The following is a 22,257-nucleotide window of genomic DNA, read 5'->3' as shown; positions in this document are numbered from 1 at the left end:
ACAGTATGTAAATTTGAGCGTAGATGGATTCAATGTGAATCATGTGGCCCACGATGAGTTTTACCAGTTGCCGCGCGTGTCTGGGCTGCTCATCGCCTGAGGTCATTAGTGCACCGAACTGCTCTTCGTTGGTGAACTCGCGACTAGCCTGCACCTGGATTTCACTTCGTATAAGAGGTGCACATCAGATCAATCAACATCGCCAAAGAGCACTTGTTTAAAAGCGTTGTAGGTTACGACCCGAAAGCTACAAGACCTTGCGCCGTTGCCTACGGTTACGCCAGAATCCGCCGGCTTGTACGCCTTGGGGCCGGCCTCTATCGTTTCCCTGCCACTGCCCATCAGTGGTCGGGTTTAGTCGCTCGCGTTAACTCAGTTGTGCATGCATCTGTCAGCAGGTCTTTTTTGCCTGTATTTGATGGTGGCTGTACGTAGGGCGCCTTCGGGCGCGCCGGATTGCTGAGTTTCCCGGTCGACTAACCTGCGTGCAGCTGCCTCCCCTTTCGTTTAGTCGCAAGAGGGGTGGCACACCAATAGGAAACTCAGCATATGTTCAAGGTCACCCCAAACCCGCCGGACACCGATCCGGCATCCCCGTACGAACCCGATTCAAACAAACTCAACGAAGCCGCCAAGCGCGCCCTCGATTTCCACTTCCCCTCGACCGCCGATATCAAAGCCACACCGCGTAAGGTAAGCACCCTGTTTACCGTCGACCCAGAAGTCGATACCGAAACCCTGGTGGTTTATCTGGTCGAGACGCTGGCCTCGGTGGATGTGATGGTCCACCAGTTGGTGGATCATCTGGACGGTGGCTCGCGCAATGCGCTGCTGGGGATTTCCAACAGTGTGATGTTGGCGGAGATCACGGCGAACCGGGTGCTGGATCAGATTGATCCGCCTGCGTAGGTGCAGTTCGCTTGAGAGAGAGGGATGCTCATGGTGATGCGCGGCGGTCTCTTTTTTGGGGCTGCTGCGCAGCCCAACGGGGCGGTGCGGCGATCCGACAAGCCCCCTCGCCACAGGTTTTTCTGTGTTTGTGCTGAAAGCCTGCCGTCAGCAATCAGGACTTCGCTTCCTTGGTCCCCAGCACATCACGGATGTTGTCCACCACATTGCTGTCCTTGATCACATCATTCAGCCAACCCTCGAGCGGCATGTTGCCCCATTTGATCGCGCGTTCGATCAGGTAGGGGACAGGGCTCTGGGGTTCGGTCTGCTTGAAGAATTGCGCGATACCCGCCAGCAGGGTGAACGCCTCGTCGCGGGTCTGTGGTGTGGTGCGCAGCGGCGTGACTGGAAGGTCTTGCTGGTTCTGGGTCATTGCAGCACCTGTGGGTTGTACGCCGGCGCTTTCGGAGACGGCCGGGGTGGGCGCGGCAGGGGCCGGGTTCAGTTCGATGCCGCGATCCTTGAGCAGCTTCTCGGCCAGTTGGCCGGCGCGGGACAACACGTCGTGGAGCCCGGCAAAACTCGGCGCGTCATGGCCGAACAGCCTGTCGACCGTGTTCTGCAGCCGTTGGCATGCGTTGAGGCTGGCGGCTATTTCGCCGGCCTTCTGGCGCAGGTGATCGGAGTCGGTCAGCACCACCGAACGCTGGAACACCTCGGCGTTGATCTTGCCTTCGTCGAGGGCGGCACGCATGGCCTGGGGGTTCTGCAGCCCAAGGTTTTCCATGTGCCGGGATTCGTCATAGCGCAGCAGGCCGTATTGTTGGCCCTGGGTGATGGGCAGTCCGCCCACCACATCCGCCAGTGACGTTTTCATCCATGCCAGGCGGGCAGCGCGTTCATCGACCCCATCCTCGAGGGACGGGAAGAGGTCGGTCCAGAAATTGTCCAGTATGCGTTCGGCCAGGGTCAGGCCGAAGGTGATACCGGTGAAATGGTACTTGTGCGCCAGGGCTTCGCTGAGCCAGGCGACGAGCATCAGGTCCTTGCTCTGGCGAGCCAGGCCCTGGGCAGCGAGGGTGAGGGTCAGGTCCCAGTCGGATGACTTCAGGTCGGTTTGCCAGTCACCCTGGGTCAGGTAGTCGGGGTCTGCTCGCCGTGCTTCTTTCACCTGATCGAACAAGGAGGAAAAGCTCAGGTCTTCGCCGCTCCCCTCGTTGATGGGCGCTGTCAGTTCGGCCAGCGAAAGGTCGTTGAGAAATTCAGACATGGGAAACTCTGATCAGGCTAAAAGAACACCGTGCCCGCCGGGCAGGCACGGTGCTGAAAACGAGCCGCTTGCGCGGCCCGTCGTTACCACGGTGTTATGCGAAAACCTTGTTCGAGGTGCGGTCCCAGCCACCGGTGACGTTACCGCCGCCCTGGCCATTTGCACGGCTCTGCTGGGTGTAGGTGGTCTTGATGCGAGCGAAGTTGAAGCTGATTTCTTCGATCGGCAGATCGCCAACATCTTTGTCTTCACCGTTCTGGCTGCCGCCGGCGATCGCTTTCACGGAAGACACCACGACTTCTTCCAGGTTGATGGTCAGGTAGGTCACCTTGTCGCCACCGGCGCGGTTCACGTTCAGCTGGATCTTGGAAATGTGCTTGCCATTGCAGCAGTGTTCGAACAGCTTGGCAGAAGCCTTGTCCACGGCTTTGCGGATTGTGAAGTCGCTCAACGATACACGCTCCGACGAAGCACCGCCCGACGAGCTGGCCGTCGCGGAAGTCGCTTGGGTGGCGCCGTACTCGTAGCCCAGCACTTCGATCCAATCCTTGTGTTTGTCGTCCAGAACTTCACCTGGAATGCCGTCGATCTGGATGTATGCGTCAAATGCCATTTCTATTTTCTCCTTACCTTCATTTAAAGGGAGGCGACTTGCGCGCAAGTCACAGCCCTTCGCTTTAACCTCTTTGAAACGATCAAGAGAGGTGTCTTATGCCGGCCCGGGCCTCTCGTCGAGATGACCCGGATGCCGGTATTTCTTCACAAGGCGCGCCTTCTCAGTTGAGTGCCCGCACTTCGATTTCTACTCGCCGGTTAGGCTCCAGGCAGTGAATCAGCTGGGCCCTGGGTTGCTGCATGTCGCACTTGACCAGAGGCTTGGTGCTGCCTTCGCCGATCGCTTCCACCAGCTCGCCGGGCACGCCTTTGCCCACCAGGTAGGTCTTGATGGTTTGCGCCCGCTGTCTGGAAACCTGCAGGTTGCCCTGGGGATCGCCGAGTTGATCGGCGTGCCCGGCGATGATGATTTTTCCGATGTTGGGGGTGCTGAGCAGCTTGCCGGCGATCGCACTCAGCTGGCTTTGCCCTTCAGTCTTCAGGCTCTGGAAATCCGCACGGGCGAAGGCGAACAGGGTGTCCGACTCCAGCGTGATGGTTTCGATCGAGCGCAACGACTGGGTCAGCAGGCTGTTGATGTAGTTGCGCGAGCTGGAGATCAGGAACGCGTTGTCGAGGATCCGCGGCACGTCCGGCTCGTGGATCTGGTCGCTGTAGAAGTTGATCTGGCGGCTGGCGAACTCATAGTCCGAGGCGGCGACACTGGCGTTGCCGACCTGACGGGCAATCGCCGGGTACCAGTAATCCGGGATTTTCGCTTTCAGGAACCCGGGGTCGGCCTTTTCACGCTGGGCGCGCGACAGCATGACGTAGGTGTCCAGCGTCGCCTTGCCGAAACCGGCGATGGACTGCGCCCGGTTGTCATTGGGCAGCGCCTTGGGTTCGACGCTGTCCACGCCGGTCACGGGCATCAACTCTTTGGCGTTGCGCTGATAGACCTTGAGGGTGGTCAGCAAATACAGCGAACGGGTCAGGTTGTCGGCCGTGGGCTTGAGCATCACGCTTTCCAGGCGTTCGAAATAGCGGCTGCGCACCAGTGGCTCGACCTTGTGGCCTTGATAGAGCCCCAGGCGCAGGCGCAGCGGCACGCCCTGGTCGTGGTGTTGCGCGTAGTAGTGCGCAGTCCAGAAGCGCAGGCGATCCAGGGTTTGCCAGGCGGTGTATTGCCCGGTGGCCGAGTGATCGTCGGCGGCGGCCTGGGTCAGCTCTGTGGACAGGCCCTGCAGGGTGTTCTTGTTGTTGACGTACGACCAGCCCAACAGGCTGCACAGCAATGCAGCGATCAGTCCGGCACCGCCGATCCAGGCGGCCCTGCGCCGACGCTCGCGGTGGTTGGTGGTGTACAGCGCCACCAGGTGCTGGTCGGGAATGATGACCTTGCGGAACAGGCTGTTGATGAACAACGGACGCGGCTGCGCATTGCCGTCGGCGATCTCCCGCTCACCTTCCAGCGAAAAGCGCTCCGTCACCTGACGTGCATGACCACCCAGTTCCGGCTGGTCGGCATCGAGGGCGCTGGTGAAATAGAAGCCGCGCAGCAGTTCCGCACTCTGATATGGGTTGGCGCGCAGCAGGGCATCGACGAACAGTTGAAGCCGTGGCTTGAGGGCCGCCAGTTCCAGCGGGAACCGGTACACCGCCGAATCCTGCCGAGTGATCTGGATGTCCTGCGTGACCAGTTGCTGGCTCGCCACCTGTTGCCAATAGCTGACCAGTTCGTCCATCGCGACGCCGAAGCGCTGCCCCCAGTCGGCCTGCTCATAGCCTTTGTGGGAAAAGGTCTTGCCCATCACTTCGCCACGGGCGGTCTCGTCCAGTTGGCGATAGAAGGGCGCAAAGCCAGGCACCAGGTCGCACTTGGTGAACACCAGGTAGACCGGCAGGCGCACTTCCAGCAAGGCATGGGTTTCCTGGATGCGTTCGCGCAGGCGTTTGGCGATGCGCTCCTGATCTTCGAGCGAGGCTTGCAGGATGTCGTGGATGCTCACCGTGACGATCAGGCCATTGAGCGGCCGGCGCTGGCGATGCTGGCGCAGCAGTTGCAGGAAGGCGCGCCATTTGCCGGCTTCTTCCTGGTTGTTCATGTAGCGCCCGGCGGTGTCCAGAAGCACGGCCTCGGAGCTGAAGAACCAGTCGCAATTGCGCGTGCCACCCAGACCGGCGACCCGCACGCCTTCGCGCTCGGCGTAAGGGAAATTGAGCCCCGACTGGTAAAGCATGGTGCTCTTGCCTGCCGCAGGCTGGCCGACCACCAGGTACCAGGGCAGGGCATACAGCGCATCCTTGGGGTTGCTGCTCCGTGGCTTGTTGCTGTGCAAGCGCTCGATGCTCTGCAACAGGCGCTCGCGCAACAGGCTGACCTCCTCGCGATCCGCCGGGCTCGCATTCAACACGGCCTGGTCGGCATCCTCACGCAGCAGTCCTTCGAGGTTGTGATGCCGGGACACGCCGCGATAAAGCAGCAGTACATAACCGGCGGACAGACCCAGGAACACACCGATGCCGGTCAACAGGCTGTTGAGCGAACTGAAGCCGAACGCGCGCCCGGTGCCCCACACCACGAAGATAGCGAGGAAAAAGCACACCCCCAGGATGTAGGGCTGATAGCGCAAGAAGTAATACTTGATCTTGTTCATACGGACTTCGAATCCAGGGCATCGACAAAACGGTCGATAACGTCACCCAGAGGGCGGTCGATTTCGGGAAAGGCGTGTGTGCGGTGGTGCTCGTCAAAGGCATCGAATGACGCCAGCACGTCATAGCTCTGCGAGCGGTCATGGATGCCGGTCAGCAGGCGATAGGCATCGCTGGTATTGCGTGAGGCAAAGCAGATCAGCCGGGGGCGCATGAAGTCGTCCGCCAGCAGGTTGATCTGCGGCACGGTGCGTTCGGGTGTCATTTGCGTCAGCCAGGTGACCCACAAATCGGCGGTCGGGTTTTTCAATCCCCGTTCCGCCGGCAAGGGCAGGGCGATGCCGATCGGCGTGGCCTGATCGAGGTGCCTTTTCAGGGCCTGGAGCCGGGTCAGCACGGCGTTGGTGACGAACTCCGGGTAGGTGCCCTGCAACGCGCAGGCGATGTCGCCCAGGTTGAAGTTCACCAGGAACTTGTCATGCACACGACGGAACAACTCGAAGTCCTGTCCTTGCAACGGGCGCAGGGCTTTGATGCGCTCGAACAGCACCGAAGTGCTTTCGCCCTGGACCGCCATGTGCAGCAGCGGCCTGATCTGCCCGCTGAACAGTTCGCCCAGGGTGAACGGATTGACCAGCGGTTCGGCTTCGCTGGCCTTGAGCGTCTGGAAAATGAAAAACGGATAGCGTCGGCCACTCGAATCCCTCGAGCTGATCAACCCACCCAGCAACCAGTTGCCGCTGCGCGCGCGATAGCTGAAAAAGCACACCGGCAAAGCGTCGAACAACGCTCGCCAGTCTTCGCGATGCTGCAGGGCGGCCAGCGCCCCTTGCAGCCAGCTATCGAACTCGCAGACCTCGTCGCCCGCACCTTGCAGGCTGACGAAGTCCGGGCTCGCGGGGACCTTGCCGAAGCAGCCGATCATTGGCCGGTTCCCGGGTTCAAGGTTCGACGGCTCACAGCGCCTGCCCTTCTTTGGCGTTGAGCGCGCTCAAGGCCTTGACGTTGGCCAGGTCGGTCAACTTGACGCCGCCGTAGTTGCGCACGGCGAGGCTGACCGGGCCACTGCCGGTGTTCCAGCTGAAGCGTTGCTGGATGCCGTCCAGATCGCTGACCCGTGCGCTGTCGTTCATGCGCAGCAGGCCCCAGCGGCCCGGGTAGTCGAACACCGTGATGCGCTCGCCGGTCAGGGTCACCACATCCAGGCGTGCGCCCGGCGTGGTGGTCGTGCCCGGCCAGGAGAAGCGGCTCCAGCTGGTCTTGCCGTTGCGGTAGTGCTGCACCTGGCCGTCGAGGGTGAAGATGATGTCGGTCAGGTTGGCGGAAGGTTCGAGCATGATCTCGAAGCCGTTGTCGCGGTCCGACAGGCTGGCGATCACCTGACCCAACGAGCTGGCCTTGTCGATGCTGTTGACCATGTTCGGGTTGACCAGCGGCGTTGCCTTGCTGTTGCTGCTCATCCCCAGGCCTTCGCCACCGGACAGATTGCCGATTTCGTTGCGCTTGAAGTTCGGCAGCAGCCCGGACTCCGGGTCGACGAAACGCTGCAGGTCCTTGACCGAAGCTTCATTGCGGCTGCCTGGCGCAATCGGGTAACGGTGCGCCATGACCTGCTCCCACGGCTTGGCGATCTGCTGTGCCCAGGCCTTGGCAATCTGCTGGCCGGCCGGGTCGCGCAGGGTTTCCCAGGCAAACTGGATCGGCAGGCTGAACAGGCCCTGCAACGATTCGGACAGGCCACCCTGGCTGGTGTCGACGGTGGTCTCGACATAGTTGCGCACGCTGGTCACTTCGCTTGGCAGCCCTTCGAGGGTTTCGCTGATCAGCTGCTTGCTGCTCTTGCCAACGTCCTGGGAGCGCTGGATGTTGTTCATCCGCACCTTGAGCTTGCGCAAGGCCGCGAGGTAGCGGTCCATGATCGTGCTGTCGGCACCTTCGGCGTTTTGCACGGCGAACACCCGCGACACAGGCTCGAAGCGCTTCGCCAGGCTGCCGTCATCGACCGCCGGCAAAGGCGAAATCAGCGCGCTGGGCGACGTGTTCTTGCCATCGAAAATCCCGCTGACGCTGCTCCAGAAGCCGTCATCGGGCTTGACGCCCGCCGGCAGTGTTTCGCGGGGGGCCGGGACATCCCATTGGGTGTTGTCGTTGACCGCCGCCAGGAGGATTTTCACCGGCGAGTTCTGCACGTCGCTGAGCAGGGCCAGCTGTTGGGTGGCGTTGGCCATGTCGGTGAAATGGCGAACGCCGACGCTGTCGATCAGGGTGTACCAGGCCTGGGTGTAGTCGCGCTTGTAGCGCGTCATGAACTCGCGGATGAAATTGGCTTTCTGCACGATGCTGTCGCCGCCTTCGCCGTCGAGCACCCAGTCCGATTCGTTCTGCAGGTTGCCCGACACCAGCTTGATCAGCTCAGGCTTGACGAACTGCTCCCAACCCTGGCGGGTGAAAATCGCCGGCACCGCCTCGGTGCCGTACAGCAGCTGCCGGCCGGGCATCGGCACCAGGTCGCTCAAGCCCACGGCCGGGAACTGCCGGCTGGATTCGAGTTGCAGGCGCAGGTATTCACGGTCCACCAGCGAGCTGGAAATCATGAAGGACTTCAGGCTGTTGCGGGTTTCGCTGATGAGTTGCTCGTTACGCGACAAGGACGGTGCCTGGCCATTCTTGAGCAATTGCACGTAGACCGGCGAGTTGTCCTGGATCACCGCGGTGCTGACAGGGTTGTCGGCACTGGCGGTATTGGCCCAGGCCACCGGCAACGCAGCGCCGACGAACTCCGGGTCCGGGTGGGTGCCGGGTTGCGTCAGCATCAGGTAGAGCTTCAGTGCGTTATAGGACTCGATGATGGACGCGACTTGTCGCTCATCCAGGCGCCCGAGCATTTCCTCGGACAACGATAGCCCGCCGGTGGTCGCCGACAAATCCGCGGCATCGCTGGCCGTGGCCGGGTTGCGCAGTGCTGCCAGCGCTTCGCCGCGAGCCTTGTTGGCCGCGCCCTTGGCCGCGCCGCTCAGGCGACTGGCCGCCTCACCGGTACTGCGCGGCAAGCCGTTCAGGCGGGTGGGCAGCTTCAGGCCTTGCGCACGGCCTTTGGCAGCGTCGGCCTTGGACGACGCAGTTGCAAAGCTGTTCTGCGGGTCCATGGTTTTGGCGAACTCGTTGAAGGCGCGCATCTGCAATTGCAGTTGCAAGGTGACGGGTTCCAGCGCCTGGGTACGCAGTTGTTGCAGATAGGCGGCTTGCGCGACGCGGTAGATATCGTCACCGCGATACAGGCCTGCGCCCAGCTGCAACGGCACGCCTTTGGCACGGTTCTTCTCGATGGCCGATAGCTGCTCGCGCAACAGCTCCAGGCCTTGGCCCGAGGCGAGCAACCCGGCACGCTCCGGGGACTGTTGCAGCTCGGTCAGTTGCTCGCGCAACGTGGCCAGCCACTGACGGTTGTTCTGGAACGACAGGGCTTGCCAGCCAATGAACGCGACGCCGGCCAGTACCGCCAGGCCCAGCAGGGCAGGGCTGACGGAGCTGTTCTTGCCAAGGCGCGACTGATAAAGGGTCAGGTCACGGTCCGGGAAGATCACCCGGCGGAACGTATCGGTAATGAAATAGCTGCGGTCGCTGATTTTCTTGCCGGTGCCTGGCGACCCTTGCTCATGTTCCGGTTGCTCATGTTCCGGTTGCAGGGCGAACGACTCGGCCAGGTCGTCTTCATACACCTGGCCCAGCTGCTGGTCGGTCTGCAGGGCGCTGGTGAAATACAGCCCGCGCAGCAACAGCGGCGCACCGCTGCGACCGGTCTCGGCGAAGTGCTGGAGAAACTGCTCCAGCACCCCGGACAGTTCGGCGAAATAGTTCGGGAAGTTCAGCAGTGCGCTGTTGGCATCGGCACCCAGCGCAATCATCTGGGCGTCGACGTGACGGCGAATATGGCTGTGCAGGTTGGCCAGCTTGGCATCCAGCACCGGGCGCAGGCCTTGGTTGCGGATCTCGGACAAACCGAAGGTCATGCCCAGCGGTTGCTGGCGTTCGTTCAGGTCCAGGCCCTCGAACGCCTGGCTGAAGCCCGGCAGTTGATCGGTCTTGCTCAGCATCAGGTAGATCGGTGGACTGGCGTCCAGGCAAGCGTTGTACTCCTCGATGCGCGACACCAGTTGTGCGGCGAGTTCGTTGCGCTCGGCGGCACTGCATGCCAGCAGTTCAGGCAGGCTCACCACCAGCACCAGACCGTTGACGGCGGCCTTGCTGCGTTGCTTTTTCAGCATGCGCAGGAAGGCGGCGAATTCGCTGGCCGACGGGTCGTCCCGCAGGTAACGGCCGGCCGTATCGATCATCACGGCCTCGGGGCTGAAATACCAATCGCAATGCTGGGTGCCGCTTTCGGTGTCGTTGGCGCTGCTGGCAATGCTTGCGGAAAGACCAGAGCGGGTCAGCAATGAGGTCTTGCCCGCCGCGGACATGCCGATGACCAGGTACCACGGCAAATCGTAAAGTGCCGACGAGCCGCCGCCACCGGCCGAGCGGTCGGTGCGCAGCATCGCGATGGCGTGCTTGAGGCGTTCGCGCAGTACCTGCTGATCGCGGAACTCACCGGCGGATTTGAGCGAGCGATCGACTTCGAGCTGCACCAGGTTTTCAAGGTTGTGCTCCGCCCGGATACGCTTGTACTGACGCAGCACAATGATCAGCAGGTAGAAGGCGCTGACGATCGCCATCGCCTCCGGCGCATAACCGCGCAGCCAGCTCACATGCGGCGCGACGAACCAGCAGACCGCCAGGCTCGCCAGCCACAGGGCGGGAACGAGGAACCAAAAGCTTTTCAACAAACGCAATAATGTCTTCATGTCTTCCTGACTCGGTTACCTGACCTGTGCTCAGGCACTGAACAGCTGGCTGATTTGTTCGGACAACGCGGCTACGTCCTTGGCCAGCAACCAGTCCAGCGTCAGGTAGACACCTGCGCAGACCAGCGCAATCAGCGCCAGGTAGAGCCAGAGGGGAACTTCATGGCGCAGCATTTGCGAGACCTGGTCGGGCAACGCCCAGTCGGGCGAGAGGGCCTTGGGTGTCTTGCGATAACGCGCGATGTCCTGGCCCAGGGTATTGGCCAGGTAACGCAGCTGATCCTTTTGCCCGAGGCTGAACTTGCCTTCGAAACCCAGGGCCAGGCACAGGTGGTAGACCTCGAGCACATCGAGGTGCTGTTTGACGTCGCTACGCAGGGCATCGATTTTTTCGAAGAAGCCTTCGCCGGCCAGGTGCACGCCGAAATAGCGGAACTGCAGCGGCTGCAATTCAAAGTGCCGGCGCAACTCGTTGTCCCCGGAGCGCAACACGCTTTCATCGAGGAACGCACACAGGGCGTACTGGGTGTCCTTCACTTGTTCGACGCTGTAGTTGGCGCTGCGGGCATCGCGCTCCAGTGCCTTGAAGAAGGTGTCGACACTGGCCTCGAAGGCGCTGACCGACGTCACTTGCCGGCCCTTGCGCACGATCAGCGCCATGCTGATGAAGTCTTGCACCAGGTCTTTGAGCGTCGGTTTTTCACGGGCGGCCGCAACGGCGCCTTGCAGTACGGCTTCGGTCATTTGAGTACCGCCATCAGTTCAAGCTTGAGGTTGGTGAAGGCGCTGGGCGCGTAGAAAGAGATGGCCTGGGCGCTCATCATTCGTTCATACACCCGGCCATGGGGCTCGATGGAGAAGTAGTGATTGTCCAGTCGCACCGGAATCGCATTGGGCAGGCGGGTCGAATGATTGAGGGTGACGCCGGGCATGGCGCTGTTGACCACCACTTCGATGTCTTCCGGCGAGCCGACCTTGAACGCCCGTGGCACCAGCTCCAGCAGGCTTGCGCCCGGCATGTCGGCGTGCACGGAGATGTAGAAGTCCGCCTCGGCCAGCCGTGGGTCGTGCAACTGCCCTTGCCAGTAAGAGGGTTTGGTCTGGGTCAGGTTGATCACCACACACTGGTTCGGCACGACGTTGTCGAGCAGCACGCGAATCATCTCGTCGAGCTTGACCAGCGAGGCCGCCGGGTCGTGGTGGTCGTATTCGGGGATGTCGTTGAGCTGTGTATCCAGCGAGAACGTCAGCAGGCCGCCGGCGAGTTCGGCCAGGAACAGATACAAGCGCTCGGGGTGCAGGCGCGGATGCGCGAGCAGGTGCGCCAGGCTCGGGTGGGCACGGTTCACCGTGTTCAACAGCCAGAACAGGGTGACGTCGCTGGAGCCAAATTCGGCAATCTGGTCTGCGCGCTCGCGACGCCGCCCCGACAACGCCTTGCTCTTGGATTGCAGGGCGCCGAGCAAACGCTTGCCCAGTCCGACCAGGGTGTCGTGGGTGCCCAGGTGCAGCGTCGGGTGCACGAAATGCCCGTCGAGGTTGAAGCCGCCGATGTTGTTGCGCGACAGCCGGGCAATCGGGCACCAGGTGTAGCCATCGAGGTTGTCGCCGTCGATCAGCATCACCACGTTCAGGCGCAGGCTGGTGATTTCGTTTTCCAGGTCGCCCTCGTTGAGGTCCGGCAAGGTGTCGAACTGCTTGCGAAAGCGCCGCCCGGTCTTCTGTTCCTGGCCGTCTTCGACGTAATTGAGGCCGAATGGCTCGGGCAGTTTCAGCGCGGCGTAGACCTTCAGGTCGTTGCCCTTGAGCAGGTCCTTCAGGTCACGGGCCGCCGGCAACGGGTCGTGCTGCGGTGCGTCGAACAGGCTGCCGTCGGGAAACACCAGCTTCAGGCGCTTGAGCTGCAGGGAGCCGGTGGCGAGGGCTTCCTCGTCCACTTCCAGCAGCTGCACGCCCCAGTGAAAAGGCGTGTTGCGCAGGGTCGCCTGCGCCAGCTGATGTTGGTGGAACTCATCCTGATACTGGAAATGTTGTGGCAAAAGGAACATACCTTCGGACCACATCACCCGGCTTTGCTTACTCATTGAGCGCTTTCCAATAATGAATTCAATTTCGATTCCACGGCTTTTTGCGCGGAGGCACTCGCCTGGTCCTGGGCTTTTTGCACCACGGCGTCCTGCACGCGCTCGGTCAGCGTGGGTTCGGCCGGTTGCTCAGCGGCTTTGGCCAGTTGTTCCTGGGTCTTGGGTTTATCGAGGACATCGACACCACTGACGGCAGACACCGTGTTGTTGTCCACCAGCACACGCAAGCCGTCGGAGGAGAACCAGATGCCGTCCTTGCGCAGGGAGTTGGCGTCGAACGCGACCTTCCAGCGGCTGTTCTCGTCGCTGCGGAAAAAAGCCGCGACACCGACATAACCTGCCGCCTTGTTCAGCGGCCACTTGTCGACTTGCCCCATGCCCGGCAACAAGGTGATTTCGCGGTTTTCGATCAGCGTATTGCCGAGGGCCTTTTGCGGGTCGTCCCACAGCGAGTCGGCATCCACCGACGCAAAGCGCTCCAGCGAAGTCAGCTGGTACACCCGCAGCACCACCGACAGCGGCTTGCCGGACGCGTCGGGGTTGAGCTGATTGCCGCCGTCGGACGTCAGGATGACTTTCTCGTTATCCTCGAACAGCATGTCGCCGGCCCAGGTGTTGTCGACCCGCTTGCCGACCCGATCGGTGACGCCGCAGGCGCTGAGTACCGTCATCATCGCCACCGCCGTCAGGCATTTGGCCAACGTCGTCCTCGCGGGACGCTTCCCTGAATATCTCTTGTCCATGACCACTACCTGTTAATGCCCGATCAGTTCAGGCGATAGGCGAAATCGCCGTCGCTGCCCAACTCGATGTTCAAACTCTGAATCGGTTTGTCCTGCGCCATGCGCTCCAGGACCCGCTGGGCCAGTTCCGGCATCAGGGTCTGGGACAAAATGTTGTCGATGTTGCGGGCGCCGCTGTCGACCTCGGTGCAGCGCGAGGCAATCGCCTTGACCAGTGCTTCGTCATAGCTCAACTGCGCTTGATGATTGCGCTCGAAGCGCTGGCGGATGCGCGCAAGCTTGAGCGCGACGATGCGTTCGAGAATCGCGTCCTTGACCGGGTAGTAGGGGACGATGGTCAGGCGGCCGAGGAAGGCGGGCTTGAACACCTGGTTCAACTCGTCACGCAGCCCTTCGACGATGTCCTGCGGCGTCGGTTGCGGCTGAGCATTCAGGCACCACTGCATGATGCGGTCGGTACCGGTGTTGGACGTGACGATGATCACGGTATTGCGGAAGTTGATCTCGCGACCTTCGCCGTCATCCAGCACGCCTTTGTCGAACACCTGGAAAAACAGTTCGAGCACGTCCGGGTGGGCTTTCTCCACTTCATCGAGCAGCACCACGCTGTACGGCTTGCGTCGCACCGCTTCGGTCAGCACACCGCCCTCGCCATAGCCGACGTAGCCCGGTGGCGAACCCTTGAGGCTGGAGACGGTGTGGGCTTCCTGGTACTCGGACATGTTGATGGTGATGACGTTGCGCTCACCGCCGTACAGGGTGTCGGCCAGCGCCAGTGCGGTTTCGGTCTTGCCGACGCCGCTCGGGCCGAGCAGCAGGAACACGCCGATCGGTTTGTTCGGGTCTTCCATGCGCGCGCGGGAAATCTTGATGCGCTTGCCGATTTCGTGCAGTGCGTGGTCCTGGCCGAGCACCCGCTCGCCCAGCAACGCCGGCAGGCGCTGCACGGTTTCGATTTCATCGCGCAGCATCTTGCCCAGCGGAATGCCGGTCCAGCCGGAAATCACTTCGCCGATGGTCCCGCCATCCACCAGGGCATGCACCAGCGGTTGCTCACCCTGGACGCTGGCCAGTTCGGCGCGCACCGCGGCAATCTCCTGGGCATCCGGTGTCTGATTCTCCGGGTGGCTGAGGGCGCCGAGTTTTTCCACCAGTTGCAGTTCGCGTTGCCACTGTTGTTCGAGGGCGTCGCGGGTCTGCTGTGCGCTTTGCAGTTCGGTATTGAGTGCAGTCAGGCGTCGGGCGTGGTCGCTGCCTTTGGCGGCTTCCTGCTGCAGTACCGCGATTTCCGCCTGCAGGTTGTCGATCTGGCGTTTGCAGTCTTCCAGCGGTCCCGGCTGCGCCGATTGACCGAGGGCCACCCGGGCGCAGGCGGTGTCCAGCACGCTGACGGCCTTGTCCGGCAACTGGCGGCCGGTGATGTAGCGATTGGACAGGCGCACGGCCTGCACCAGCGCTTCGTCCATCACCGTGACCTTGTGATGCTCCTGCATCTTGGCCAGCAGGCCGCGCAGCATGTGGATCGCCTTGTCTTCGTCCGGCTCTTCGACCTTCACCACCTGGAAGCGCCGGGCCAGTGCGGCATCTTTCTCGAAGTACTTCTTGTACTCGGCCCAGGTGGTCGCGGCGATGGTGCGCAGTTCGCCCCGGGCCAGGGCTGGCTTGAGCAGGTTGGCGGCATCGTTCTGCCCGGCCTGGCCACCCGAACCGATCAGGGTGTGCGCTTCGTCGATGAACAGAATGATCGGGTGCAGGCTGCGTTTGGTTTCTTCGATCACCGACTTGAGCCGGTTTTCGAATTCGCCCTTCACGCCGGCACCGGCCTGCAACAAACCCAGGTCCAGGGTGTGGATGGCGACGCCCTTGAGTACCGACGGCACGTCGCCCTGGATGATGCGCAGGGCCAGGCCTTCGACCACGGCGGTTTTGCCGACGCCGGCCTCACCGGTGAGGATCGGGTTGTTCTGGCGGCGGCGGGTGAGGATGTCGACCATCTGCCGCACCTCGAACTCCCGGCCCAGCACCGGGTCGATCCGGCCTTCGCGAGCGCTTTGCGTGAGGTTGATGGTGTATTGATCGAGGGCCGGGGTCTTGCCGTTGCCTTTTACCGTGCCGGCGCTGGCGACGTCGGACGTGCCCAGCGGTTTGGCCTGTTTCGACTCGGCGCTGCTTTCCACCAGCGCGCCGAGGTTGACGCGCAAGTCGTCGGCGTTGATTTTCTCAAGCTCGGCGGCGCTGGCGACCACCACGCGGCGCAGTTCGTCGTCATCGAGCAAGGCTTGCAACAGATGACCGGTGCGGATCTGCGCCTGGCCGAACTCGATGGACGCCAGGACCCACGCCTGTTCGATCATGCGGGTCAGGTGCGGCGACAGTGCCGGCGTGCGCGTATTGCCTTTCTTGAACGTCCCCAGTGCCGTCACCAGCTGCGCCTGCAAGCGTTCGGGCACCACGTCGTAATGACGCAGGATGGCCGGCAGGTCGTTGTCGTGGCTGTCGAGCAACTGCAACAACAGGTGCTCGATTTCGACATCGTAATGGTGTTCCGACAGGCACAAGGCGGCGGCGCTTTCAGTGGCGGCGCGGCTGGTGTCGTTGAGCTTGGCAAACAGGGACTTCAGGTTCACAGGGAGACCCCATCAAAAGGAATGTGGAAGAGGGCACAACGGGATGGCTCGACGTCGGCGTCCGGGCGCTTGAGCCAGCCGAGCCAGCCCAGCGAAACGTTGCCTTGGCGCCCCAGGCGGGCAACGGGCACGGCCTGGGGTTTGAGCCTGGGCGCCAACTGGAAGTCGAGTTCGGCGCCGACATAGAAACGCACCAGTTCCACCAGTTTCCGGTAGTCCTCGGTGCCTGGCTGGAAGCGTTGATAGTCGGCCAGCTCCAGTGGACCCATCTCGATGCGTATGCACGACTGGTAGTCCCAGACCCGGTTGCCGGCGACGGCGCTTTGCCCGAGCACGGCGTTCTTGCGCCCCAGTTGCGTGCACTGGCCGGCGTCGAGTTTCAGCCAGCGACCGGCAAAGGGCCTGACCTTGAACGGCAGCGAAAAATAAAAAGACAGCATCGCTTCCAGGTTCAACGCGTTGCGTGGTTTCTGGGCGAACAGGCCGGAGAAATAGCTGAACAGTTCGCGGCGCAGGGGCGAGCCTTGCCGGTCGAATTTCTGCTTCTGCGCCTCAGGCCCGAAACCCACCAGGTTGAGCAGGTAGCGATCGAAGTCCGAAGTACCGTTGCGTTCGTACTCGATGTAGAACTTGTACTTTTGCCAGGCCTCGTAGAACAGCGTGGTCATGCGGTGCGAAAAGATGTCGAGGAAGGCATGGGCCGCGTCATCGCGGTACTGGACGTGCCGCTCGATCAACAGCTCGGTGTACGGGCGCGGCAACACACCCGATGGCCCGACCAGGCCCATGAAGGTGACTTGCATCTCGGACAGCGGCAGGCCGGCCACGGACACCTTGCCTTCACGCTCGAACTGCAGGTCGCTGACTTCACTGGCCGGGAAGTTGAGCGACAGCTGCGAGCGAAAACGCAGAGGGTCTTCGTGCGGTCGGGTTTCCAGGTCCATGCGCCCGGTTCTGCTGTAATGCAGGCGAAGCAGGCGCACCAATTGGAAAAACTCGAATCGGTGCGGCTCAGCCCTTGCCTGGTCGATCAGACCAGGGGTTGATCGCCGGTTCGCGGTGGCCATTGGACGACTCTCTTTTCGCGCTGCAAGGTGCGAAGGGTTAATTGGGTAAAACTGTTCATGGTGCAGTACTGACCAAAGAAGTGATCGAGCACCATGCCGAACAGAAACACACCGCTGCCGGTGTATTGGCTTTCATCGAAATTGAGGGTGATGCCGACGCCGCGCACGAAGTTCGGCCGCGGGTGGCCGATGCGCGCCACCACCGGCTCGCTGCTTACCGAGACGATGCCGTTGATCTGTTTGCGCAGTGCCGACAGGTTGCGGTAGTTGTAGAGCGACAACAGCTCCAGCAGCACTTCGCGACCACGGGACACCAGCGACATATGGTTCAGCGACAGGTGTGAAATCAGTCGCCAGATCACGCCGTTGCCCAGCGGCACGCGAGCGGTGGCGGTGGGCTTGCGCAGGCAACGGATGTCCTTGATCACCGAGTTGCCCGGGATAGTGAAATCGCCGCGCTCGCCACCGAAAGGCAACATCAGCGGCAGGTCGCGGTTGCTGCAGGTCAGGCGGATGCTCAACGTATCGTTGTTGGCTTCCATCAGCCCCAGTTCTCGATCGACCACCCGGATAAACACGTTCGAGCCATCGCGCTGGCCGGTCTGTACGGCTCGACGCCGGGCAATCCAGAAGCTCTGGCCCGGGCCCTGATCGCCACGGGGCTCGAAAAACGGATGGCAGGTGCCGACCTGATCGATGCTGCCCACCTTGCGCACGCGTCGCACGCGGTCGATGGACACCACTTCGGCCGAGCTTTGCAGGCGCACATCCGGCGTCACCGCGTACTCGTGCTGGGCGTGGGTCAACTTGATCGGCTCGGCCTGCTGGCGGAACAGATTGATGATCGGCGTGCAATTGAGCTTGAAGTTATTGCGCCCGATGTTCTGCGTCAGGCGCGCCAGGCGGTCGCTCAGGTCATAGTCGGAGAAGTAGAAATTGACCTCGACGTTCTCGACCTCCTTGCCTGCCAGAATCCGTGCAAAGCCCGACAGGTCGAAGAACATGAACTTGTCGGGGAAGGTGAAGTACTCGTGGAGCAAGCGGTAACCGAGGAACGAGCGCTCGGAGTAATCCACCAGGCCTTCGTCCAGGCCATAGCCGACGGTTTTCAGCGCGTTGGCCGGCAAGGCGACTTCGCGGGTGCGGCCCTGATCTTCGAAGGTCAGCGTGGCCTTGGCCAGGTTGTTGAACAGCAGTTCGTACAGTTGCAGCATCAACGTGCTTTCGCCGTCGAGGAAGAACCGCAGGCGGTCCAGTTCCAGCTTGCCGAACATCATGTCGCCGGTCGCCACCAGGCCGATGCGCAAGCGTGCGACCAGGTCAGCGCTGTGGCCGTTGAACGCCGAACGTTCCATCTCGATGAACGACGCCTGTTGCACCGCCACCGGCCACAGTTCGACCGGGTAGCAGGTGCGGAATTTACACACCACGCCATCGATCGGGTTGGCACTGATTTCGGTATGCCGGGGCACGTGGAAGGCTTCGGTGACTTTTTCCTGCTTGCCCAGGTTGAACTCGACGATCGACATCGACGGGGTAGGGCGCAGGTAGTGCGGGTACAGCACTTCGAGAAACGACTCGACGATTTCCGGCAGCTCGTCGTCGAGTTTTTTGTGTACCCGTGCAGACAGGAACGAGAAGGCTTCGATCAAGCGCTCGGTATGCGGGTCTTCGCAGTTATCGCCCTCGATGAGCAACCGCGAAGCGATTTTCGGATACTGGCTCGCAAACTCCTGGCCCAAAAAGCGCAGGTGCGACAGTTCCTTTTCGTAATAGGGCAGCAGATCGTCGAGCATCAGTTGAGGTTCTGCACTTTGTATTCCTGGGTGTTGACCTGCAGCACCGCGTCGAAGGACACCTGACGGGTGACGTCCTGCAGGCGCAGGACCGCGTCCACGCGAAAGGTCAGCATGCGTTGGCCGGTCTGTTGGGCGAGCAGTTGGACTTTGACGCTGCGAAAGCGCCGGTCGCCGACCGAGATCGCCTTCTCCAGTTGCCGCTGGATCAACAGGCGATCCTTGGGGTCAAGCACGCTGCGACTGGTGAAATCCGGCATGCCGTAGTCGAGGATGGTGCCGCCCAGATTGACGAAGCCTTCCAGCTCGTTGGCGACCAGGGACTGGCGGGTGTTGACCAGGATCTCCAGGTCGCGAACGATGCTGGCCTTGTAATCGGCCAGCGAACACAAGCGCTGCGATGACGCTTCGATGGACTGGTGCGGACGATCGTCCAGCAACCGGTCCAGCAGTGATGGCAACAGCTTGTGTTGACTACTCATATTGCCTCCCTGGCAATGTGCTCGATCAGCCGCGGGTCGATTGCGGCAATTCAGCCACCAGGCGCAACGAAGCGGTGAGCTCGTCCAGTTGGTAGTGCGGGCGCAGGTAGGTCACGGCCTTGTACACCCCCGGCTTGCCCGGCACTTCGAACACCTCGGCGCGGGCTTCGCGCAACGGGAACTTGGCCTTGGCTTCCTGGCTCGCGGTGTCGTCCAGCAGCACGTAGCTCGACAGCCACTTGTTGAGGAACAGCTCGACATCCTTGCGCGAGGCGAAGCTGCCGATCTTGTCGCGCATGATCGCCTTCATGTAGTGGGCGATGCGCGAGGTGGCGAAGATGTACTGCAACTGCGCGGAAAGCCGGGCGTTGGCGTTGGCGATGTCGGTGTTGTACTGCTTCTGCTTCTGCGCCGACTGGGTGCCGAAGAACGCGGCGTAGTCCGTGCCCTTGCAGTGCACCAGCGGAATGAAGCCGAGGTCCGACAGCTCTTTTTCACGGCGGTCGGTGATCGCGATCTCGGTCGGGCACTTGAGGGCGATTTCACCGTCATCGGTCTTGAACGTGTGGGTCGGCAGGCCTTCCACCAGGCCACCACCCTCGACGCCACGAATCGCTACGCACCAGCCGTAACGGGAAAACGCATCGGTGACCCGGGTGCCCAGCGCGTAGGCGGCGTTCATCCACAGGTACTTGTTGTGGTCGCGTCCGTCGACGCTTTCGACAAAGTTGAATTCCTCGACCGGCGTGGTATCCGGGCCGTAAGGCAGGCGACCGAGCACGTGGGGCAGGGTCAGGCCGACATAACGCGAGTCTTCCGAGGCGCGGAACGACTTCCACTTGGCGTATTCGACGGTGTCGAAAATCTTCGCCAGATCCCGTGGGCCGGACATGTCGGTGAACGAATCCCAGCCAAACAGCTCAGGCGAAGCCGCCGAGATGAACGGCGCATGGGCGGCCGCGGCGACGTGGGAAATCTCTTCGAGCAGGTACATGTCTTCCGGGCTGCGGTTGAACTCGTAGTCACCCAGCAGCATGCCGAACGGTGCACCGCCGAAGGTGCCGTATTCTTCTTCGTAGATCTTCTTGAACAGCGCGCTCTGGTCGAATTCGGAAGCGGCCTTGAGGTCGCGTACCAGGTCTTTCTTCGACGCGTTGAGCAAGTGGATCTTCAGCGTGGTGCTGGTCTCGGTCTGGTCCACCTGATACTTCAGGCCGCGCCAGGAGGCTTCCAGCTGCTGGAACTCACTGGCGTGCATGATTTCGTTCATCTGCTCGGAGAGCATCGCGTCGATCTCGGCGATACGCGCATCGAGCACGGCGATCAGGTCCTTGCTCGGCGTCATTTCGCCTTCCAGGATCTGGTTGACCAGTTCGCCGATCAGGTCGCGGGTACGGGTGCGTTCAGTCTCGGAACGGGCCACGCGGCTTTCGGAAATGATGCTGTCGAGCAACGAGGATTGCGCGGTGAAGCTGTCCACTTCAACCAGCGTGCTGTCCTGTTGAGTCACGGTTTGCTTGTCGTTCATCGTCAGGCTCCTACGCTTTGCCGTCGGTGGCCGGAACGGCGGCTTCACGGCCGAATTCCTTGCCCAGGGTTTTCAACTTCTCGGTGTTCTGCAATACGTCCATCAGCAGCTCTTCGAGCTTGTCGTTGCCGCCCATCTTGTTGCGCAGGTCCGCCAGCTTGTTGCGCACTTCCAGCAGCTTGCGCAGCGGCTCGACCTGCTTGACCACGTTCTGCGGTTCGAAGTCTTCGAGGGCATTGAAGTTGAGCTCGACGCCCAGCTGCGTGCCGTTTTTCGCCAGGGTGTTGTCGACGCGGTAGGTCAGGCGCGGCTTGATGCCCTTGAGCACGCCGTTGAAGTTGTCGCGGTCGATGAAAATGAACTTGCGGTCCTTGAGCTTCGGCAGCGGCTCCAGCGGGTTGCCGGAGAAATCGCCCAGCACACCGACGACAAAGGGCAGCTCTTTCTTTTCCTGAGCGTCACCGATATCCACGTCGTAGGTGATATGGACCCGAGGCGCGCGGACGCGGTCGAGTTTGTGCTGGGTACTTTCCTTCTTCGCCATCGTGATCTCCTGTGCGAACAATTCGCTGCAAGTCGTTTGCGTGTCGGTTCAATGGGTGGCCGAGCGCGTTACATTCCTTCGATCGTCAGCAGCAGGCGCTGACGGATTTCATCGTTCATTTCCATGATGTTGGCGTGCCCCACCAACTCCTCGAAGCTGGTGTTGCCGGCGATCTGGGTGCTGCTGCGGATCACGGCCTCGTCCGGCAACTGCGAGCGAACCGGCGAGCTGATGACGCAGAAGGGCAGGTCGCCGAACTCCTTCAGGCGCTCGAAACTGACGGGGAAACGCAGGCCTTCGAGCAGGCGGCTGATGCCGGGCGACTTGCTCAGGCAGTAGAACAGCACCAGGTAATGCACCACGAAGCGGTACAGCTCGGCGCTGCTGCGATTGGGGTCTTTGATGACGGTGCGAAAACGGGCCAGGTCGAACGAACTGAAGCCCACCACCCAGCGCACGGGGCTGGTGATGCGAATGGATTGGCCGCTTTGGGACAGCACCTTGTCGTACTCCAGCGCAAACAATTGCGGGGTCGTACTGAGCAGGTTGAGGGGCACTTCGAGTTCATTGACCAGCTGGAACGGAGCGGCCGAGCCGATGCGGTCGAAGAGCTCCTTGAGTTCCTTGAAATGGTGCTGGGTCTCGCGCCCGCTGCTGCGTTGCGCACCTTGCAGGTATTCACCGAAAAACGCTTGCGGACGAATCAGCAAAGCCAGGGTCGCCAGATAATCCGAGGCCTGCGCCTTGAGCGCATCGGAAATGGCCCGGGTCTGGCTTCGCAGCTGGATCAATGCTTCAACATCGAAAAACGTCTGAGTCATCGGTACATCGTCCTTGAGCACTTCGCACCTTCCTGGAATAAAACCGGAGAGCATGTCGAGTGACTTGATTCACAAGTGGACATCCGTCCACGAGAAGTGATTGCTGGTGTTCGTCATCAAAAAATCACACTACCGGAAACAACCGGGAGTGTGATGCTGGCATATGGATATTGAGTTGCCAGTAACGTCGTGTATGGCAACACGTCGTATCGAAAAGTTCATTCGGGGGCGGATTTTTTCTCGTTTTTGTTACATGCTGCAATGATGCCTTAGTGCCACCACTTACAGGATGTGTCTGTCAGACAGTTCCG

16 protein-coding genes are annotated in these 22,257 nt (G+C 61.5%); 1 reads left to right on the top strand and 15 read right to left on the bottom strand.

Annotated elements, in window-relative coordinates:
* The first annotated feature begins 549 nt into the window (after nt 1-549).
* Nucleotides 550-909 carry a DUF6124 family protein gene (locus tag ACEN83_RS19170; RefSeq protein ID WP_495578090.1) on the top strand — a complete coding sequence of 120 codons (360 nt, stop codon included), beginning with the start codon at nt 550-552 and terminating at the stop codon, nt 907-909.
* A gap of 154 nt (nt 910-1,063) precedes the next feature.
* Here ACEN83_RS19170 and tssA read toward each other — a convergent pair whose 3' ends face one another.
* The 15 genes from tssA to ACEN83_RS19095 form a co-directional block, all read right to left on the bottom strand.
* Nucleotides 1,064-2,161, bottom strand: coding sequence for a type VI secretion system protein TssA (tssA, locus tag ACEN83_RS19165; RefSeq protein ID WP_495578089.1), 1,098 nt, complete (start codon nt 2,159-2,161; stop codon nt 1,064-1,066).
* Nucleotides 2,162-2,255: 94 nt separating this feature from the next.
* Entirely contained in the window at nt 2,256-2,774 is a 519-nt protein-coding gene (locus tag ACEN83_RS19160) for an Hcp family type VI secretion system effector (RefSeq protein WP_495578088.1), read from the bottom strand.
* Nucleotides 2,775-2,937: 163 nt separating this feature from the next.
* Entirely contained in the window at nt 2,938-5,412 is a 2,475-nt protein-coding gene (tssM, locus tag ACEN83_RS19155; protein ID WP_495578087.1) for a type VI secretion system membrane subunit TssM, read from the bottom strand.
* On the bottom strand, nt 5,409-6,335 hold the full coding sequence (tagF, locus tag ACEN83_RS19150; RefSeq protein WP_495578086.1) for a type VI secretion system-associated protein TagF: 927 nt from the start codon (nt 6,333-6,335) through the stop codon (nt 5,409-5,411). The genes tssM and tagF overlap by 4 nt, the downstream gene beginning before the upstream one ends.
* Nucleotides 6,336-6,366: 31 nt before the next feature.
* Nucleotides 6,367-10,254 (bottom strand): type VI secretion protein IcmF/TssM N-terminal domain-containing protein, encoded by a 3,888-nt coding sequence (locus tag ACEN83_RS19145; RefSeq protein ID WP_495578085.1) that lies wholly within the window; start codon nt 10,252-10,254, stop codon nt 6,367-6,369.
* Nucleotides 10,255-10,284: 30 nt separating this feature from the next.
* Nucleotides 10,285-10,998, bottom strand: a complete 714-nt coding sequence (gene icmH, locus ACEN83_RS19140; RefSeq protein WP_495578084.1) for a type IVB secretion system protein IcmH/DotU — start codon at nt 10,996-10,998, stop codon at nt 10,285-10,287.
* Nucleotides 10,995-12,338, bottom strand: a complete 1,344-nt coding sequence (gene tssK, locus ACEN83_RS19135) for a type VI secretion system baseplate subunit TssK (protein WP_007978722.1) — start codon at nt 12,336-12,338, stop codon at nt 10,995-10,997. Before tssK ends, icmH begins: the two co-directional genes overlap by 4 nt.
* Entirely contained in the window at nt 12,335-13,081 is a 747-nt protein-coding gene (gene tssJ / locus ACEN83_RS19130; protein ID WP_495578083.1) for a type VI secretion system lipoprotein TssJ, read from the bottom strand. Before tssJ ends, tssK begins: the two co-directional genes overlap by 4 nt.
* Before the next feature lie 23 nt (nt 13,082-13,104).
* Nucleotides 13,105-15,708, bottom strand: coding sequence for a type VI secretion system ATPase TssH (gene tssH, locus ACEN83_RS19125; RefSeq protein ID WP_495578082.1), 2,604 nt, complete (start codon nt 15,706-15,708; stop codon nt 13,105-13,107).
* Nucleotides 15,705-16,775 (bottom strand): type VI secretion system baseplate subunit TssG, encoded by a 1,071-nt coding sequence (tssG, locus tag ACEN83_RS19120; protein WP_495578081.1) that lies wholly within the window; start codon nt 16,773-16,775, stop codon nt 15,705-15,707. Before tssG ends, tssH begins: the two co-directional genes overlap by 4 nt.
* Nucleotides 16,739-18,571, bottom strand: a complete 1,833-nt coding sequence (gene tssF / locus ACEN83_RS19115; protein WP_116581629.1) for a type VI secretion system baseplate subunit TssF — start codon at nt 18,569-18,571, stop codon at nt 16,739-16,741. Before tssF ends, tssG begins: the two co-directional genes overlap by 37 nt.
* A complete protein-coding gene (gene tssE / locus ACEN83_RS19110) occupies nt 18,571-19,053 on the bottom strand; it encodes a type VI secretion system baseplate subunit TssE (protein WP_102701753.1) in 483 nt (160 codons plus the stop codon). The genes tssF and tssE overlap by 1 nt, the downstream gene beginning before the upstream one ends.
* A gap of 25 nt (nt 19,054-19,078) precedes the next feature.
* On the bottom strand, nt 19,079-20,581 hold the full coding sequence (gene tssC, locus ACEN83_RS19105) for a type VI secretion system contractile sheath large subunit (protein ID WP_007978737.1): 1,503 nt from the start codon (nt 20,579-20,581) through the stop codon (nt 19,079-19,081).
* Nucleotides 20,582-20,591: 10 nt separating this feature from the next.
* Nucleotides 20,592-21,125: a type VI secretion system contractile sheath small subunit gene (tssB, locus tag ACEN83_RS19100; RefSeq protein ID WP_007978739.1), complete on the bottom strand. Its 534-nt coding sequence runs from the start codon at nt 21,123-21,125 to the stop codon at nt 20,592-20,594.
* A gap of 68 nt (nt 21,126-21,193) precedes the next feature.
* Entirely contained in the window at nt 21,194-21,946 is a 753-nt protein-coding gene (locus tag ACEN83_RS19095; protein WP_007978741.1) for a hypothetical protein, read from the bottom strand.
* Nucleotides 21,947-22,257: the final 311 nt, after the last annotated feature.

The sequence above is a fragment of the Pseudomonas sp. Pseusp49 genome (assembly GCF_059491875.1).
Note: the sequence above shows the minus strand (reverse complement) of the source record. Positions and strands in the feature narration are given on the sequence as shown.

Coding starts and splice junctions, on each gene's coding strand:
- ACEN83_RS19170 (WP_495578090.1), top strand. CDS start 550: ATGTTCAAGGTCACCCCAAACCCGCCGGACACCGATCCGGCATCCCCG.
- tssA (WP_495578089.1), bottom strand. CDS start 2,161: ATGTCTGAATTTCTCAACGACCTTTCGCTGGCCGAACTGACAGCGCCC.
- ACEN83_RS19160 (WP_495578088.1), bottom strand. CDS start 2,774: ATGGCATTTGACGCATACATCCAGATCGACGGCATTCCAGGTGAAGTT.
- tssM (WP_495578087.1), bottom strand. CDS start 5,412: ATGAACAAGATCAAGTATTACTTCTTGCGCTATCAGCCCTACATCCTG.
- tagF (WP_495578086.1), bottom strand. CDS start 6,335: ATGATCGGCTGCTTCGGCAAGGTCCCCGCGAGCCCGGACTTCGTCAGC.
- ACEN83_RS19145 (WP_495578085.1), bottom strand. CDS start 10,254: ATGAAGACATTATTGCGTTTGTTGAAAAGCTTTTGGTTCCTCGTTCCC.
- icmH (WP_495578084.1), bottom strand. CDS start 10,998: ATGACCGAAGCCGTACTGCAAGGCGCCGTTGCGGCCGCCCGTGAAAAA.
- tssK (WP_007978722.1), bottom strand. CDS start 12,338: ATGAGTAAGCAAAGCCGGGTGATGTGGTCCGAAGGTATGTTCCTTTTG.
- tssJ (WP_495578083.1), bottom strand. CDS start 13,081: ATGGACAAGAGATATTCAGGGAAGCGTCCCGCGAGGACGACGTTGGCC.
- tssG (WP_495578081.1), bottom strand. CDS start 16,775: ATGGCCACCGCGAACCGGCGATCAACCCCTGGTCTGATCGACCAGGCA.
- tssF (WP_116581629.1), bottom strand. CDS start 18,571: ATGCTCGACGATCTGCTGCCCTATTACGAAAAGGAACTGTCGCACCTG.
- tssE (WP_102701753.1), bottom strand. CDS start 19,053: ATGAGTAGTCAACACAAGCTGTTGCCATCACTGCTGGACCGGTTGCTG.
- tssC (WP_007978737.1), bottom strand. CDS start 20,581: ATGAACGACAAGCAAACCGTGACTCAACAGGACAGCACGCTGGTTGAA.
- tssB (WP_007978739.1), bottom strand. CDS start 21,125: ATGGCGAAGAAGGAAAGTACCCAGCACAAACTCGACCGCGTCCGCGCG.
- ACEN83_RS19095 (WP_007978741.1), bottom strand. CDS start 21,946: ATGACTCAGACGTTTTTCGATGTTGAAGCATTGATCCAGCTGCGAAGC.